This is a genomic window from Bradyrhizobium sp. FW305-F6, from assembly GCF_058782905.1.
In genome coordinates, this window is the sequence record NZ_JBYSYD010000033.1 from 1 (window position 1) to 1,148 (window position 1,148).

Annotated in this window: 1 pseudogene; it reads right to left on the reverse strand. The window is 59.4% G+C overall.

Annotation, left to right across the window (positions count from 1 at the left end):
• Window positions 1–76 precede the first annotated feature (76 nt).
• Window positions 77–1,065: pseudogene (locus AC3WLX_RS36595) on the reverse strand (ATP-binding cassette domain-containing protein); the annotation flags it as partial.
• Between the last annotated feature and the right edge of the window lie 83 nt (window positions 1,066–1,148).

The following is a 1,148-nucleotide window of genomic DNA, read 5'->3' on the forward strand; positions in this document are numbered from 1 at the left end:
TGCTCCACCTGCGCCAATCGGCGTACAAACCCCCGAGACTCTAATTGCCTCTGGATGAAAACTCAGGGGCAGGTCACCTTTTGTCAAGATCTGCGCCATTGGCAAGCTGAGGCTTCTCGACGAAGTATCCTGAACCTCTGAGCTCCTCGAGATAGGGCGACTCTCAGGTGTCTTATCGTTGTCGAGCACGGCAAAAGTCAGGTTGTTCACGTCGGTCGAGATACCGAGACCGAAGGCCACCTTAAGAATGGTTGTGCCGAACAAGGCGAACATCAGCCGTATCGAGTCGCGAACCAATTCGAGACCCTCTCGGATGGTATAAGCGAACAAGCGCTGATAGCTGAACAGGGCGCCGGCGGAATTGTGCTGCGTCGGGCCAGCTTCTTCCGCCAGCGGCTGGTTGAGAATTGGCCGTCCGCTGCTCGAGGAAGTTGATGAAGGCGTCCTCCAGCGTCTTTGCTCCCCTCGCCCGCCAGCACGCGTTCTTCATGCATCAGCGCAAGTCGGTTGCAGCGGGCCGCCTCGTTCATGGAGTGGGTCGAGACGAAAGACGGTCATGACCCTGTTGCGGGCCAGATCATTCAAAAGCTCACAGAACCGGTCGCGCGCTGCCGGATCAACGCCGGACGTAGGCTCGTCCAAGATCAGAAGATCCGGCTTGCGGATGATGGCAACGGCAACTGACAGGCGCTGCCGGATACCCAGCGGCAGCGCGGCAGCAAGACTGTCGAAATACTCGGCGAGGTCACTCTGGTCGACCAGTTCGGCAATCCTACGCTCCGCAAACTCCGATGGCAGAAGAAACAGGCGAGCGGGAGGCTGAGGTTCTGGCGGACCGCCAGCTCACAGTAGAGCGAGAAGGATTGGGACATGTAGCCGACGCGCATCGAGGTCGGCGGCTTCCAGCTGCTGACCGAAAATGAGCGCCTCACCCTCGGTTGCGGCAGAAGCCCGGTTAGCATCTTCATCGTGGTCGTTTTGCCTGACCGTTCGAACCGAAAACTCCGAAGATTTCGCGCCGACGGATCGCAAGCTCACCCGGTCGACCGCCGTGGAATCGGCGAACTCGGGCCCCGCGGGTCACTTCAAATTCCTCCGGGTGCGGTCAGTCAAACTCCTCCACCCCCAAGGCAGGACAGAAGTGGATT